Raw genomic sequence first — 14,658 nt, forward strand, 5'->3', positions numbered from 1 at the left:
CCCCGTCCCGGCCGCCCCGCGTCGCCCAATCGTTGGCGCCGCACTGCGTCGGTGGAGGCGGGTTATAGGGCCCTAACTCCGACCTGTAAACACCTTTTTCCCAAAAAAATGCATTTAATCGCGTTTTTTCCAAATTCCATTGAATTTCAATGACTTATGATTATTTGGCCATCCAACCATAACAATCAGATACCAATGGGCAGCAGACCACGGGTTGAAAAATCATGCCTGCGGCGGTCACACGTCCCTGAAACCGTAGGCTTTTACGTGATCAGATACCTTGAGAAGATTGAAAATGATTCGGACTGAGACCTCAAAAAACTAACAAATCGGACAAGGCGTTCTGCAAATCACTGTCGCCTCGACTGATTTGATGCAATGCGACACGTTGTGTTCACTATATATAGCAAAGGCGCAAGCCGCCCTGCGCGGTTGCGATATCCGGACGCGGTTGGAAAATGCTGCAAAAGCAAAGATGTGAACCTTTCCTTTACATTATCACCCGATTATAGGGTGAGATAGTCAGCCCCCTCGTGAGGCGCATGACTTATTAAGTTGGTTTGAACGGTCTCTCGGATTTGTGCGGATATACGCATCTAACCACGTAATAAGCCATGATCCTAAAAGATGGGCATCAGGGGACCGAAGGAAGATGATGAGACTGCGACAATATCTTATATGTGCCGCCGCAATTGCAGGGCTTTCTCTTGCAGGGTGTTCAGGCACCAGCCTTGTACCCAATACAAGTCAAGGCAGCGACGGCAAAAACGGCCAACCGGGACCGTCATTCACCCAGTTCACCGATATTCCAATGCCGTCCAATTCATCACTGGATATGGACCGCAGCATTATCTTTGGGGCGTCTGATGCCTGGCATGGGCGGCTTGTTCTTAACACCGGCGGCTCGCAAGCGCAGATGTATGACTTTTACGAACGCGAAATGCCGAACTTTGGCTGGAGCAAGGTAACGGTTGTCCGCGCCGATATTTCGGTATTGGTCTATGACCGTGAAAACCGCGTTGCCACCATCAAGCTTACAGGCGGTTCGTTTGCCGGATCGATTGTTGATATCACGGTATCGCCGAAAGGCTGATCACACCGGGCCTCAAAGCGGCAAACAACACAGTAAAAAAGAAAGGGTGCCAAATGGCACCCTTTCTTCGTAGGCAATTCGATAAGGCGCGACAGATCAGCGCGTACCGAACAGTCGGTCCCCTGCATCGCCAAGGCCCGGAACAATGTAAGCCTTTTCATTGAGCTTCTCATCAAGGCCGGCGGTATAGATCGGTACATCGGGATGGGCATCCTGAAACACCTTGACCCCTTCTGGGGCTGCGACCAGTGCCATAAAGCGGATGTCCTTATCAGCAACACCATACTTATTAAGGGTGTCAATCGCCGCCACTGCCGAATTCCCGGTTGCCAGCATCGGGTCCACCAGAATGAAGGTGCGGCCTTCGACTTCGGGCAGCTTGACCAGATATTCGACCGGCATGTGGGTTTCGGGATCACGGTACAGGCCGATATGGCCGATACGAGCAGACGGCATGAGTTCAATCAGGCCATCAGCCATGCCAGAACCGGCACGCAGGATCGGCACGACGGCAAGTTTACGGCCCTGAATGACCGGTGCCTTCATCGGGCAGATCGGAGTTTCGATTTCTTCGAAACTGACCGGCAGCTCACGGGTGATTTCATAGCCCATCAGCAGCGCAATTTCCTTAAGCAACTGGCGGAAGGTCTTGGTCGATGTATTCACCTTGCGCATATGGCTCAGCTTATGCTGGATCAGCGGGTGATCAAGAATATGAAGGTTCGGGAAATCCTTGTGCGTGCTCATGTTACTACCGGCCATCCTGTCTTGCGGGGCAACCATCGCGACCATGCGGTTGCCTGTCTATTGGGTACGGACGTAGCGCGTAGCGCCTTTGCCCAAGAATGGCAAGTAGAATGCCCCAATCAGCAGACAAAAACAAACCCGATAACCAAGAAACCTTCGATTACGCAAACGCAAAACGGGGTGGAACATCACTGCCCCACCCCGTCATTCTGTCTTTATATATATGTGATTTATATGTGTCCCGAAACAGGGTCAGGGTCAGTCAACCACCCGGTCATTGGGTTCTGCGCGGACCGGGAAGCCATCCAGGGAATGCTCGGACTTGATTTTCGCCGCATCGTCACGCGCATCAGCCAGGCTTGCATAAGACCCGATGCGCACATAGTACCAAGCGCCTTCTTCTTCTGGCCCGCGTACGACAACTGCGACCTCAAGCCCCTCTTTGCGCAGCTCTTCAGCGCGCTGGCTTGCATTTTCATGCACCTTGAATGCACCAACCTGAACCGAAAACGGTTTGTCACCATCCGTTGCAGCAGGAGGCGTGCTTTCGGTAGCAAGAGTCTCTGGTGCTGCGTCCGGGGTCGTGGCAGCGGTTTCTGTTGCCGCGGTTTGCTCTTCGGCTTCGACGGCTGGTGCTTGCTCAGCGCTTTCAGCGGCTTCATCAGCAGCGGTTGTTTCCTCAGCCTCGGTTGCGGCGGGGGCTTCGGGAACCTCTGGTGCATCCGGGGCGCTGGCAACGTCGCGAATTTCCGGTGCGGCGATTCCTGCATCCGGTTCTGCGGCCTTCGTTTCAGCCATTTCAGCCGGGTCAGAAGCGTTCGCATCATCTTCTGTTGCAGCATCGGTTTCCGAGGTGCCCGGAGTTTCTTCTTCCAACGCTTCGGTGCGCTGGGCAATCAGATCGCCAACCGGGTCTGTGCTGTCGGCACTGATTTCCGGGGCTGCAACCGTGGTTGACGGCTCGGTCACCGGTTCTTCCATGACAGCGGGTTCATCGGGGACCGATGCCAACGTTTCGACCTGGGCTGGTTCGGATTGAGTTGTGCTTACGCGTTCGTCGGAATCCATAAACAGGCCTGCGCCGACCAGCATTCCGGCAAAGAACAGGACAAGCCCAAGCATGCCTGCGCCCGTAATCAGGCCAAGAAGGGTTTTGCGATCCATATCTGCTATCCGTGAATTAAAATTTTGCCGATCACCGGTGCGAGGTCCCCCGCGTCCGTTGCCATCACCTTGCCCGTCCCGACCATATATAAAGGCCGGTAATGGTGCATCCTTTTGTGCGGATTCCGGATCGGTTTCCGTTTCAGGGACGGCACGCAGATCGGATTTAGGGGTGTGGTCTTCGTCAGCCATGGATTTGGCTATCCTTCACGACATCAAAGTTACCCTGCATTTGTAACCACCAGCACGTTTATAAAACGCTAAAGCCCCAAACCCCGTGTATAATAGGGTTGGCACATCAGTGCTTTGCACTCTGTTCACGCCGGTTCTGAGTATGTCCGTAAGGATAAAAAAAGGGGGACTGGTATGTTCCCCGGCATTGTCCCGCACAATAAACCGGATACCAGTCCCCTCGAGTGAGAGAGATCGACCTTCGGGGAGAGAGAGTCCCGAAGATAGAGATCATCAGGTACGCCATGTCAGCCTGATGACCAGTCACAAACGACGTTGTCGTCTGCATTTGACAAAAACAGTCATAGAGCATCAAAATCGCAATTGCAAACGATTATCACACACATTCGCATAATTTTTATTAAAAAGATCAAACCGATACCTTTAAACCCACCGAAAACATCCCGATTTGCAGGCCAGAACCGCCGTTTTGCCAACGTGATATTTTTGACCAAACCGGCAGATTTCCAACGATCAGAGTAACTAAATGATTGTTTTCCGAATTAAGCTCTGTTTGGATCAGGAAAACTACTCTTGAGAAGTAGAGGTGTGCGGGAGCGCAACGCCGAGACAACTGATAAGAAAAAACACGGTTTGCTCTGGAGTAAAAAGTATGACGGGAGACAAAGCCGCGAAGACGGCTATTTCAGGAGGTTTTTCCGGCCTTCTGACGTTACGGCGCATTTTGCTTGTAACAGGGTTACTGGTCTCAGGGGCAGTAACATGGATGCTTTTATGGACCGGCGATACATATCGTAATTTCGCCGTTGAAACGCTTAACGATTCAGTCAGCGGGACAGTTAACTTCTTTGTCGGGTCGCGTGTCGCCACCGACTATGCTGACAAAATCACACCGATTGCCAACGAATGGTCGCGCCTTGGCAGTCTGGTTAAAAGCTATCAGGAAAACGACCAGACCCGCATGCAGGCAGAACTCAACATTCTATCGAACGCCCGCGAAGTGGTTCAGGGCGAGCTGCAACTGATTGACGCGGTCGCCTATGATCAGGAATTCAATCAGCTTGCGACGTCTGAAGCCGATCTTGGGGCCAACGTCACAGATGATCCTGACGTCAAGGCCTTCCTTGCCGGACGGAGCAAAGGTGAAGCCCGCAAACCGGCAAGCTTCATGTGGCAAACACCAGATGGGCGTCCGGTCTTTAGCCTGATCCTGCCGGTGGGTGGTTTCAGGGCTGTTGGCTATTTGGAAGTCATCACCGATCCCCTGCCCCAGCTTGAAGGCATCGGCAAGGTTCTGGGCGGGAACTTCCAGATTCTCGATAATTCCGGTGGGGTTCTGTTTGAAAGCCTTGAAGGCAACGAAGCGGCAGAAGCTGCTGCGCCCGAAACACCACCAGCACCCAACGAAGGCGGCGGAGAAGACGGTGGCGAGGCAGCCACCGCAACACCGGAAGATACCGCTGACGTTCCCGCAGAAAACACAACCACCCACCGTGCTGCCGTTGATGTCACCATCGGCGACGGGCGTGGCGGGATTTGGGCGCAAGCGCGTTTCGACCGCGATATCACGGATTTCTATGCCCAGACCAATGACCTGAGAATACTGTCCATCGAGATCCTGATCGGGGTTTTGCTTGCGGCATGGGTTACGGGCTGGGTTCTGTTGCGCACGACGGTATTTCGCAATCTGCGGTCATTTGCTCGTGCAATGACCTCGATCTCAGAGGGCGATACCAATGTGAACCTGCCCACGGTTGGCGGGGATGAAATCGGGGATATGAAAAAGGCCCTGATTGCATTGCGCGAATCTGTACGTCAGGCGCTGATCTTGCAAAACATGGTTGAGAACACACCAACCATGACGGCCCTGATTACATCAGACGGAACGTTAAGCTACCTTAATGCCAGTGCGCAGGAATACCTTGGCGGAACGACAAGCACAGTTTCCGGTGATTTCCTGAAACTGGGTGCGGACTTTCAGGCCAAGCTTTCCAACCCTGACAACCTGCCCTTCTCAGAGGTTATCAAAACCGATCGCGGTTATCTTGATGTTCTGGCCGCCCCGGTGCGCGACAAGGACAATACGCTTCTGGGCACCATGTTGGCGTGGAATGACGTCAGTCAGCGCGAAGAAAGCAAAATCGCGGTAACCGACATGATGGCAGAGGTCGCCCGCGTGGCGCAATCGGTCACGGAACAGTCCGAAGGTTTGCTAAGCCTTGCCAACGAACTGACAAGCCAGTCGGAAAATACCGTGCAGCAATCTGGCAATGCTTTGGATGTATCGCGTGATGCGGCATCCAACACCCAGAATGTTGCCACCGCCGTCGAAGAACTTTCGTCTTCCATCGCGGAAATCAACCGACAGGCGACCGAGGCCTCGACCGTGACCGGACGGGCACGTGAAGAAGCCGAGGAAAGCCAACGCAATATCGGATCGCTTGAAAAGGCCAGCTCCGAGATCGGATCGATCATTGATCTGATCAACGATATCGCACACCGCACCAAGCTTCTGTCGCTCAATGCAACGATTGAGGCCGAACGTGCCGGTGAACTTGGCAAGGGCTTTGCCGTGGTTGCCAACGAGGTCAAATCACTTGCCGATCAAACGGCAAATGCCACCGGCCAGATTGGCGACCTGACGGCTGCCATTCAGCAGGAAGTCCAGAAAGCCGCGCATTCGATCAGCACGGTTGGCGAGGTTATTCATCAGGTTAACGACATCCAGTCGACCATCACCCATTCGGTGGATGAACAACGCCGCGCCACCAGCGAGATTTCCGAAAACGTTCAACGGATCGCCGCCGGTGCGGGTTCGATGGATGAAATGATCACCTTTGTGAATGACGGGGCACAGGGCACCGGGCGCAACGCCCATGACCTGAACACCGCCAGCCACAAACTTTCGGAAGTGGCACACAACCTGTCAGAAAAGATGCGCGAGTTTAGCGAACGCATGAAACTGACCTGATCAATCGATCAACGCGGCACATCAAAAACGAAGGGCGGCATCAATGCGATGCCGCCCTTTTCTTTGTTCATTCCCGATGTCTGTTTTGCCACTCAGGCGGCAGCAGACTTCGAGGCGATTTCATACAAATCACGGGAAATTTCCGGTTTCGCCAGAATCCGATCCAGAGCGGCCTTCATCTTGTCAGCACGACCGGCATCATATTTCGCCCATTTGCCAAGCGGTGCGCACAGGCGGGCCGCCACTTGCGGGTTGATATCATCAAGTTCGATCAGGCGATCAGCATAGAATTCATAGCCCGATCCATCCTTGGCGTGGAAATGGCGCGGATTGCCCATGGCGAACGCCCCGATCAACGCGCGTACCTTGTTGGGATTGCGCATGGTAAAGGCCGGATGGCTCATCAGGTCCTTGACCCTGGCAAGCGTATCATCACGCGATGACATCGCCTGAAGCGAGAACCATTTATCAAGCACGACGGCATCCTTGGCAAAGCGTTGCTCAAAATCAGCCAATGCCGTTTCGCGGCCCGGATGATCAAGATTGTTCAGCACCGAAAGGGCCGCCATCTGATCGGTCATGTTATCTGCCGTGCCATATTGCGCCACCGCCACATCGGCATATTCGTTCTCACCGCTTGCCACCAGGTAGGACAGTGCCGTTGCCCGCAAGGCCCGCTGCCCTGCGGACGCCGCATCCGGGGTGAAGGCCGCGTTTGAGGCGTTCTGGTGATAGGCATTGGCGAAATCATCGCAAAGCGCCTGCCCGATGCGTTGGCGCAAGGCGGTACGCACCTGGTAGATCGCCTCGGGATTGGCCGGGCTGCGTTGTTCTGACAGGAATGCTTCCCCCGGCAGGACAAGCGCATCGGCACGAAACGCCTTATCAAGATCATCATTGATCAGGGTCGCCCGCATGGCCGCAACAAAGGCATCGACACGGGCCTGTTCGGCGGCAAAGGCCGCATCAACATCCCCACCGTTTTCTTCAAACGCGGCAATCGCAGACAACATCAGACGGGTTGCGTATTTCTGTCCGGCTTCCCAGCGGTTAAAGGCATCAACGTCATTGCCCATCAAGAAGACAAGTTCGTCATCGGGCTGATCGGTGGTGATGTTGACAGGGGCAGAGAACCCACGATTAAACGACACAACCGGCTGTTCGGACACACCATCAAACACAAATTCCTGCTGTACGTCGGTAAGCTCAACAGTTTGCGCCACGATATCCGTGCCATCCGCACCCAAAAGCCCGATTGAAATTGGCATATGCAGCGGTTTCTTGTCTGGCTGTCCCGGGGTCGGGTCGGTTTTCTGCCAGATGGTCAGACGATATTGTTTGGCATCCGCATCATAATCGCCCTGCCAGGAAAGCTTCGGCGTGCCTGCCTGCGAATACCAGAGCTTAAGCTGTGTGAAATCAGCACCATTGGCATCTTCCATCGCCTTGGCAAAATCATCACAGGTCACCGCCTGCCCGTCATGACGATCAAAGTAAAGATCAATGCCCTTGCGATAACCATCCGGGCCAAGCAACGTATGCATCATGCGGATCAGTTCCGCGCCCTTTTCATAAACGGTCGCGGTATAGAAATTGTTGATTTCCATATAGCTGTCCGGACGTACCGGATGGGCCAATGGCCCGCCATCCTCGGGGAATTGCGCAGCACGGAGCGCCTGTACATCCTTGATGCGCTGTACCGGACGCGAACGTTGATCGGCGGAAAACTCCTGATCACGAAATACCGTCAGGCCTTCTTTCAGCGACAGCTGGAACCAGTCGCGGCACGTTACGCGGTTGCCCGACCAGTTATGGAAATATTCGTGCGCAACGATGGATTCAATGCGTTCATAATCAACATCGGTTGCGGTATCCGGGCGGGCCAGAACGAACTTGGCATTGAAAACATTCAGACTTTTGTTTTCCATCGCCCCCATATTGAAGTCAGACACGGCCACGATATTAAACAGATCAAGATCGTATTCGAGGCCATAAACCTCTTCATCCCATTTCATCGAACGTTTGAGGCTGTCCATCGCATAATCACAGCGATCTTCATTACCATGTTCGACAAAAATGCGCAGCGCAACGTCGCGGCCGGACATGGTTTTGAAAGTGTCTTCGACACAGGCCAGGTCACCGGCCACTAGGGCAAACAGATAGGATGGCTTGGGGAACGGGTCTTCCCACACGGCGAAATGACGCCCGTCGGCAAGGTCACCGCTATCAATCAGGTTGCCGTTTGACAGCAATACCGGGCAGGTTTCCTTGTTGGCATTGATCGTCACCTTATAGGTCGCCATGACATCCGGGCGATCCGGGAAATAGGTGATACGACGGAAACCTTCGGCTTCGCACTGGGTGCAAAAGGCACTTTGCGAAACATAAAGCCCTTCAAGGCGGGTGTTATTGGCCGGTGAAATCTGCGTTTCAAGCTCGGCGACAAATGTGCTTCCCGGTGCGGTGAAGCGCAAACCTTCGTGATCGACATTGAAATCACTTGAGGCCAGGCGGGTATCATCCAGCGTTACGGACAGAAGCTTCATTTCCTCGCCATGCAGGAAAACTTCGTCACCCTTGCCAGTACCGCGCACAGGATTCGCAGCCATAAACAGGCGTGATTTGACATTTGTGACCTCGCGATCAAGGTCAAAAACCAGTTCGACCTTTTCGACAATAAAGTCAGGTTCCTTATAGTCTTCGCGGCGAATCACCTGCGGCTGTTCAGACATTTATGTGTCCTTTTTTCCTTGGACTGCGCGGTTTTGGAACGGATTGTATAAATTCGCCAATTTTGCAGCGCAGTGTCATGTGTCAGAACTGAATTTCGGTCATTGATCACACTGATAAGACAAAATGCATTTTTCCTCAAATGCGGAGTTTACGACACGGATTTTAATGGGCATACTCTCAAACGGTGGCGCGAGGGGGGCCAGAGTTTCACATTTCGTGGGGCGAGAGTGATCTTTGGTTTCCCTCACTCCTTCTGCCGGTTTTTCCATATAAAAACACCTTCTGTGCAGATCGGCGTCTATCGGGTCGCACCTAATCAAAATCAAAAATATCCCATCCTTTTCTCACCTAATAATTTGTGAGTTCCGATTGATCGGGATAGAATACGCACGACCTGTCGGGGAAAATAACTTTCAGGGAAAATTCGTCTATGTCCGAGACCTTCCAAATTCTGATCGCCGATGACCATCCACTTGTGCGCGGCGCGCTCAAGCAGGCTTTATCAACAGAACTGGAAGATGTATCGGTGCTTGAAGCGGGCAGCCTGTTTGAAGCCATTGATCAGGTCGAAGCACACAAGGGCGATATCGACCTTGTTCTTCTTGATCTGCACATGCCCGGCATGAATGGCTTTACCGGCCTGTTCAGCTTGCGCGCATCCTATCCCGACATTCCGGTTTCCATCGTTTCAGCCAGTCAGGAATTGCCCGTGGTGCGCCGTTCCATCGAATATGGCGCATCGGCCTTTGTTCCGAAATCGGCCCCCGTAGAACAGATCGGCCTTGCGGTAAGAACCGTTCTTGATGGCGGCATGTGGATGCCCGACTGGGCACGTGATGCCATGGAAAACGGGCCGGCCGATGACGAAGCCACCCAATTGGCCGAAAAGATCGGTCAGCTCACGCCACAGCAGTTGCGTGTTTTGAACATGCTGACCGAAGGCAAATTGAACAAACAGATTGCCTATGAGCTTGATGTGACCGAGGCGACCGTCAAGGCCCACGTATCAGCCATCCTGCGCAAACTGTCCGTCCATAGCCGGACACAGGCCGTGATCATCGCCCGTGAATTGCAGCTTCAGGAACCCGCGATCGAGACCTGACGTGCGCGGCACGTATCGGGAACTTCCACGGCCATCAACCGTTACATGCATATACCTTAAAACTCTGCAGGCGTTTTGCCCTGCCCGTCGGGAGTCCATGCATGTCGGCCAGAAGCACAGCGCATTCGTCTGAAACACCCCCTGCCTTATCTGAAAATCCATCAACCGATCTTGATGATGCCACCACGCCCCCCATCGCCAAGCAGCGCATGATTGCGCGTGCACTGGTATATCGCCGTGCCCGGACGATCTCGGTGATTGGTACATTTATGGTTTTGCTGCTGGGCTGTCTTTATGTGGCGCAAAGTCTTTTGCTGCCTGTGTTTCTGGCGTTTTTGCTGTCGCTTGTGTTTTCGCCACTTGTCCGCACCCTGGCACGGTTTCGCATTCCCAAGGCCGTTACGGCCTTTGCGGTTGTTCTGGCCCTTACTGCATCGGTCATTGCCGGGATTTATGGCCTGAGCGGGCCGGTATCGGGCTGGATTGACGAGGCCCCCAACATCGAGCGGCAATTGCGCCTGCGTCTGGCTGATCTGAGCGAGCCGCTTGATAAACTGCGCGAAGCCCAGCAACAGGTATCAGAAGCCACCGAACAGGATAACGGCAACGAAGATGTGCAAAAGGTCGTGGTTGCCGAACCCAACCTGATCAGCCGGGCGGCCCAGGGTGCGCCCGATATCATGGCGGGGATCATGTTGATGCTTGTTTTGTTGCTGTTTATCCTTTCGGGCGGGGATCGCATTTATGAAAAGCTGATCCGGGCACTACCAACCTTTGGCGATCGGCGCAAGGGCGTGCGTATTGCCCATGATGTCGAACGCGAAGTGTCCCGCTATCTTGCAACCATCACGGCAATCAACATCTTGCTTGGCATTGTGGTTGGCAGCCTGATGGCGATTGTCGGCCTGCCCAACCCGGTTTTATGGGGGATTGCAGCCGCGATCCTCAATTACGTACCGATCCTTGGTGCGCTGACCGGCGTTGCCATTGTCGCCGTGGTGTCCCTTGTTTCGATGCAAACCACCGGACAGGCATTGATCGCGCCCGCGCTCTATCTGGCCTGCACCGTGATCGAGGGGCAATTAATCACCCCGGCCCTGGTGGGCAACCGGCTTAAGATCAACTCGATTGCCATTGTCCTTGCGATTGCGCTTTGGGGGTGGCTGTGGGGCTTTGTCGGCGTTCTGGTCGCCGTGCCGCTTCTGATCGTCATGGGGGTGATATCCAAACATGTCGAAGGCCTTGGCGGCCTGCGCGAATTGATCGGCCCGCATCGGGAAAACCCGCGACTGCCAATGGACAAGACATAGACCCAAGCTGGTTACCCGGACCAGATTGCGACGTTGGACATCAGCAACCACCAGCAACCAATTGCCAAACAGGCTTTATCCTGCCACCTTTAAACCATGTCGCAGGATCAGGTTCATATCGTTGCCCATGATTGCGCGGGTGTTGAGGCCGTCATGGCCCAAACCCGCCACAGCTTTGCCAAACACACCCACGAGGCGTTTGGCATCGGGCTTATGTATTCCGGGGCACAAAAATCCGCATCCGGGCGCGGCATGGTCGAAGCCGGGGCCGGCAACATCATCACCGTCAATCCCCGCGAAGTACATGACGGCCACCCGATTGGCGAAACGCCGCGTGGCTGGAACATGTTGTATTTCGACCCGGCGCTTATTGCCGATACCGCCAAGGACATGCAGGACGGTGCCAGCGACCAATATGAATTTACCCGCCCGGTGATGGATAGCCCGGCGGTCACGACCTGCTTTGGCGCATTGTTTGATGCAATCACCACGGGTACGGATCGGGCCGCAAGACTGCGCCGTGACGAGATGCTGTTTTTACTGCTTCATCACGCGCTGATCGCGTCCGGTGACATGACCCCGCATAACAACAGCCGCACGGCCGTTGCCCATGCCCGGATCAAACAGGCCAAGGCCCTGCTTGATGATGCCCCGGAAATATCGCACAGCCTTGACGATCTGGCGCATGCAGCACGTTTGAGCAAATTTCAAACACTCCGCGATTTCACCCGTGCCACCGGCCTGACCCCGCATGCCTATCTGATCCAGCGGCGCATTGATGTCGCACGTAATCTGATCCAGTCGGGCAAACCGCTTGCCGATATTGCCCACGCCACTGGCTTTGCCGATCAAAGCCATCTTAACCGCCATTTCGTGCGTGCCTTTGGCCTGACACCGGGCCGCTATGCCCGTGCGGTTCGGGCAAACTGAGGTCCCTCAAACCGACTATTCGTCACTCCCGCGAAGGCGGAAATCCAACGCAGCCGCCGCACTTTCCAGCCAGTTGTCATTCCTACGCAGAGCCTGTGCCCGCGAAGGCGGGTACGGGAATCCATCTTTGTTTCAATGCGCTATGGATTCCGGGTCTGCGCTTCGCTCCGCCCTGAATGACGAATTTGGCAAATTCATCCTGCAATTTCGTTCAAGAATGCCCTGCTCTTCCTGCTTAAACTTCGGGGCAACAGCATTCAACGAACGGACACACCATGATCAGCCTCGATTTCCTGATAACCTCGCTCATCATCGTCGCCCTGCCCGGCACGGGTGTGATTTATACCCTCGCACTCGGACTGGGACGTGGCATAAAGGCCAGCATCTGGGCAGCCCTTGGCTGTACGCTTGGCATTGTCCCGCATATGGCCGCCAGCATCCTCGGCCTTGCCGCCCTGCTCCACGCCAGTGCGGTTGCCTTTGAAATCGTCCGCTATCTCGGTGTGGCCTGGCTGCTTTATATGGCCTGGGGCATGTGGCATGGCACCGGTGCAATGAAAGTCACCGCCAATGAAACCACCACCGGCGTTCTTAAAATCATCCGCGACGGGATATTGCTCAACCTGCTGAACCCGAAACTTTCCGTCTTCTTCCTCGCCTTCCTGCCGCAGTTTGTTAGCGCTAACACGCCCGATACGACTGGCGACATGACGATCCTTGGTTTGATCTTCATGGCAATGACGTTTGGGGTGTTTGGGGTTTATGGGTGTTTTGCGGGTGCGCTTCGAAGCCGCATCATCGAACGCCCGAAGGTCATGGCATGGATGGGCAAGGGATTTGCCGGTGCTTTTGTCCTGATGGGCGCGAAACTTGTGCTTTCCAATCGCTAGAACAACATTGTGCCCCAACCACTGCTGTATGGTAATCTATCCTTGATTGAAGGAAGCCTAGCCATGCAAACAACCTATGCCATCAAGACCAAAACTGACTATGACGCAGCAATGGAACAACTTGAAAACCTTTGGGGTGCCAACCCCGGCACGCCTGAGGCCGATCAGATGGAGGTGCTTGGCATCCTGATTGACCAATATGAAGCGCAACAGTTCACGTTTGCCGCACCCGAAGCTGTTTAGGCCATGCTGTTTTACATGGAACCAAACGGAAATGCCTGGAACATTCTAGCGGATAGATTGATTCAGCAGGCTCGGACAGAAAATAAATCTGTCCCCTTTTCTGAATAAATCTGTCCCCTTTTCTGTGTGTACATATAGTTGCTTTGTAATTTCCAAATCCGGCTAAACAATGCGATAGCTTAAGAACCAGTATCTGAAGTCTTCGGGATGCCTGAAGTATGTAAAAAGAGCACAGAACGGCAGTAGTCGTACTCCTCAGAACTCATCATTTTTTCCTGAAAACCCTCTACAGACAACGTGCTCTTGCAGTGGAAATCCTGATAAAAAGCGGTGCGATAGCACAGGTTTAGGTTGACCGTTTGATTCGCATCGCACCACAAAAGCGGGTTATCTGGTTGAGACGATTTATAGCGTTTCACCCATTCGCTTACGATAACAGGAATTTCAGAAGCATCATACTGGCTTGCATTGGCGCGCAGTTTATCAACTGACAAACTGTGCTCATTCTCAATTTCCCAATGGTGCATCAATGCCGTCAAAAAGAAGTCTGATATCGGTGCAGGCTCAAGCTCATTGTTTGAGATAAACTTCTCCACATGCTCGCATTCATTTTTGCGCAACAGGACGAGCATTTGAGCGAACTCGGGTGCTAACCAAAAGTGCTCTAGGTCAAGCGGCTCAGGTGCGGGTGGGTTCTTGCTCGGGAACATCTTCGAGTAAAAACAAACAGTGTTCAGGTGATTGATTAGCTGCTTTACCGCACTAAAGTGCGCGTCGCCCAACGGCGTTAAATTCTGGACGAATTTTCCTGCCCAATCCCAATCATTAAAGAGGCTCGTGTAAGTAAAATAAGCGCTTCCGTACAGACTCCCCCGTTTTGCACTTTCACCAAGATATGAATACGTTCTTCGGGCCTCATCGCCCGAATTCATAGCTCCCTCGATCAATGCCTTGCGTATGAAGAAGGCCTTGAAAAAGCTATCGGCAGAACGCGCGGCATCTGGAAGCCCCAATTCAGCAATGATTTCCTCTGGCTGCTCATGAAATGTCCCCAAAAGCGCACTCTGGAGATACGAGTGCCCCAACGGTTCATCGATACAATCAGCAGCGAACTCTGCAGCTTCATACACATCTGTATCAGGTGTAAAGATTAACGAAGACAAAGCTGAGCAGTCTTTCGCAATTGGTCTCTCTGCACCCAACACTGATATGGCAGACAACAGTGATAGATAGACCGCGAGGCGGGAGATAGAAAACAATGCCATGTTCAAATTCAACTTTCG

11 protein-coding genes are annotated in these 14,658 nt (G+C 53.6%); 7 read left to right on the forward strand and 4 right to left on the reverse strand.

The annotated features are described in order from the left end of the window. Positions 1-652 precede the first annotated feature (652 nt). Positions 653-1,093 carry a hypothetical protein gene (locus JF44_RS0102785; protein WP_238318354.1) on the forward strand — a complete coding sequence of 147 codons (441 nt, stop codon included), beginning with the start codon at positions 653-655 and terminating at the stop codon, positions 1,091-1,093. Between the two features lie 96 nt (positions 1,094-1,189). On the opposite strand, the gene upp is transcribed toward JF44_RS0102785, so the two are convergent. Further along, positions 1,190-1,840, reverse strand: a complete 651-nt coding sequence (gene upp / locus JF44_RS0102790; protein WP_081944316.1) for a uracil phosphoribosyltransferase — start codon at positions 1,838-1,840, stop codon at positions 1,190-1,192. A 258-nt stretch (positions 1,841-2,098) separates the two neighbouring features. Next, a complete protein-coding gene (locus JF44_RS0102795; protein WP_033067451.1) occupies positions 2,099-3,196 on the reverse strand; it encodes an SPOR domain-containing protein in 1,098 nt (365 codons plus the stop codon). Between the two features lie 766 nt (positions 3,197-3,962). On the opposite strand from JF44_RS0102795, the gene JF44_RS0102800 reads away from it, so the two are divergent. After that, a complete protein-coding gene (locus tag JF44_RS0102800) occupies positions 3,963-6,167 on the forward strand; it encodes a methyl-accepting chemotaxis protein (RefSeq protein WP_033067452.1) in 2,205 nt (734 codons plus the stop codon). A gap of 92 nt (positions 6,168-6,259) precedes the next feature. On the opposite strand, the gene pepN is transcribed toward JF44_RS0102800, so the two are convergent. Then, the gene (gene pepN / locus JF44_RS0102805; RefSeq protein WP_033067453.1) at positions 6,260-8,899 is read right to left on the reverse strand and encodes an aminopeptidase N; all 2,640 of its coding nucleotides are present in this window, start codon (positions 8,897-8,899) and stop codon (positions 6,260-6,262) included. A gap of 431 nt (positions 8,900-9,330) precedes the next feature. On the opposite strand from pepN, the gene JF44_RS0102810 reads away from it, so the two are divergent. From JF44_RS0102810 to JF44_RS0102830, 5 genes are all read left to right on the forward strand, one after another. Next, complete coding sequence (locus JF44_RS0102810; protein ID WP_033067454.1) at positions 9,331-10,002, forward strand: response regulator; 672 nt, start codon at positions 9,331-9,333, stop codon at positions 10,000-10,002. A gap of 101 nt (positions 10,003-10,103) precedes the next feature. Beyond that, positions 10,104-11,312, forward strand: coding sequence for an AI-2E family transporter (locus JF44_RS0102815; protein ID WP_052065404.1), 1,209 nt, complete (start codon positions 10,104-10,106; stop codon positions 11,310-11,312). 96 nt (positions 11,313-11,408) lie between these two features. After that, positions 11,409-12,242 carry an AraC family transcriptional regulator gene (locus tag JF44_RS0102820; RefSeq protein ID WP_033067455.1) on the forward strand — a complete coding sequence of 278 codons (834 nt, stop codon included), beginning with the start codon at positions 11,409-11,411 and terminating at the stop codon, positions 12,240-12,242. 275 nt (positions 12,243-12,517) lie between these two features. Further along, positions 12,518-13,132 carry a LysE family translocator gene (locus tag JF44_RS0102825; protein WP_156111572.1) on the forward strand — a complete coding sequence of 205 codons (615 nt, stop codon included), beginning with the start codon at positions 12,518-12,520 and terminating at the stop codon, positions 13,130-13,132. A gap of 63 nt (positions 13,133-13,195) precedes the next feature. Further along, positions 13,196-13,375 carry a transcriptional regulator gene (locus JF44_RS0102830; protein WP_033067671.1) on the forward strand — a complete coding sequence of 60 codons (180 nt, stop codon included), beginning with the start codon at positions 13,196-13,198 and terminating at the stop codon, positions 13,373-13,375. Positions 13,376-13,554: 179 nt separating this feature from the next. On the opposite strand, the gene JF44_RS0102835 is transcribed toward JF44_RS0102830, so the two are convergent. Then, positions 13,555-14,640 carry a hypothetical protein gene (locus tag JF44_RS0102835; RefSeq protein WP_033067456.1) on the reverse strand — a complete coding sequence of 362 codons (1,086 nt, stop codon included), beginning with the start codon at positions 14,638-14,640 and terminating at the stop codon, positions 13,555-13,557. Between the last annotated feature and the right edge of the window lie 18 nt (positions 14,641-14,658).

This window comes from Thalassospira australica (assembly GCF_000763295.1).
In the GTDB taxonomy this organism is placed as follows: domain Bacteria; phylum Pseudomonadota; class Alphaproteobacteria; order Rhodospirillales; family Thalassospiraceae; genus Thalassospira; species Thalassospira australica.

Bases quoted from the DNA above. Each gene is read 5' to 3' on its own strand.
- JF44_RS0102785 (WP_238318354.1), top strand. From the start codon at position 653: ATGATGAGACTGCGACAATATCTTATATGTGCCGCCGCAATTGCAGGG.
- upp (WP_081944316.1), bottom strand. From the start codon at position 1,840: ATGAGCACGCACAAGGATTTCCCGAACCTTCATATTCTTGATCACCCG.
- JF44_RS0102795 (WP_033067451.1), bottom strand. From the start codon at position 3,196: ATGGCTGACGAAGACCACACCCCTAAATCCGATCTGCGTGCCGTCCCT.
- JF44_RS0102800 (WP_033067452.1), top strand. From the start codon at position 3,963: ATGCTTTTATGGACCGGCGATACATATCGTAATTTCGCCGTTGAAACG.
- pepN (WP_033067453.1), bottom strand. From the start codon at position 8,899: ATGTCTGAACAGCCGCAGGTGATTCGCCGCGAAGACTATAAGGAACCT.
- JF44_RS0102810 (WP_033067454.1), top strand. From the start codon at position 9,331: ATGTCCGAGACCTTCCAAATTCTGATCGCCGATGACCATCCACTTGTG.
- JF44_RS0102815 (WP_052065404.1), top strand. From the start codon at position 10,104: ATGTCGGCCAGAAGCACAGCGCATTCGTCTGAAACACCCCCTGCCTTA.
- JF44_RS0102820 (WP_033067455.1), top strand. From the start codon at position 11,409: ATGTCGCAGGATCAGGTTCATATCGTTGCCCATGATTGCGCGGGTGTT.
- JF44_RS0102825 (WP_156111572.1), top strand. From the start codon at position 12,518: ATGATCAGCCTCGATTTCCTGATAACCTCGCTCATCATCGTCGCCCTG.
- JF44_RS0102830 (WP_033067671.1), top strand. From the start codon at position 13,196: ATGCAAACAACCTATGCCATCAAGACCAAAACTGACTATGACGCAGCA.
- JF44_RS0102835 (WP_033067456.1), bottom strand. From the start codon at position 14,640: ATGGCATTGTTTTCTATCTCCCGCCTCGCGGTCTATCTATCACTGTTG.